The following is a 785-nucleotide window of genomic DNA, read 5'->3' on the forward strand; positions in this document are numbered from 1 at the left end:
CACCACGAGCCCCAGACGTTGAGGACGACGACCTTGCCCTTGTAGTCGGCGAGGTCGAGGGTCTTGCCGTCGATGGTCTCGCCGGACAGGTCCGGGACCGTGGCGCGCTTGCCGGCGGGCACGGTGGCGATGCCGTTGCTGCCGGTGACGAAGTGGGTGTCGCCACCGCCTCCGGAGGTGCCGCCCTTTCCGCACGCGGAGAGGGCCAGGGCCGCGACGGCGGCCACAGCGGTGAGCAGGACGGCGCGGCTGCGGGTACTCATGTGAAAAGTTTCGCATGCCTGTTCCGGGGATCTTGCGCACCCCCCTGCCGGGCGGAAAAGCCCATTTCAGGGGGCATTTACACGGGACATTCCGGACATCAGGCCGCGTTGGACGCCGCGCCCTTGCTCTCTCGCAGGAACTCCTTCCAGCCGCCCGCGGGCCGCTGTCCGACGCCCAGCGTGCGCAGCTTGGCGAGCACCTCCGGCTTCTGCACGTCCATCCAGTCCACGAACTGCCGGAAGGAGACCAGCCGCACGTCGGCGCCCTTCTCCTTCTCGCGCGCGATGTGCTTGAAGGCCTCCTCGACGGAGTCCATGTAGATGCCGCCGTTCCACTGCTCGAAGTGGTTGCCGACGAAGAACGGCGCCCGGTTCGTCTCGTACGCCCGCTGGAATCCCTGGATGTAGGCCTGCGCGGACTGCTTGCGCCAGCCCGGGTAGTTGTAGGCGGGCGCCTTGGTGGAGTTCACGGACTGGTTGGCGAGCATGTTGTAGTCCATGGACAGCACCTCGAAGGAGCGG

Annotated in this window: 2 pseudogenes; both read right to left on the reverse strand. The window is 67.4% G+C overall.

Going from position 1 to position 785, the window contains the following annotated elements:
* Positions 1–263, reverse strand: a pseudogene (locus IE312_RS38960) (TlpA family protein disulfide reductase); the annotation flags it as partial.
* A gap of 98 nt (positions 264–361) precedes the next feature.
* Positions 362–785, reverse strand: a pseudogene (locus IE312_RS38965) (hypothetical protein); the annotation flags it as partial.

The sequence above is a fragment of the Streptomyces capoamus genome (genome assembly GCF_014654935.1).
Classification (GTDB): Bacteria; Actinomycetota; Actinomycetes; order Streptomycetales; family Streptomycetaceae; genus Streptomyces; species Streptomyces capoamus.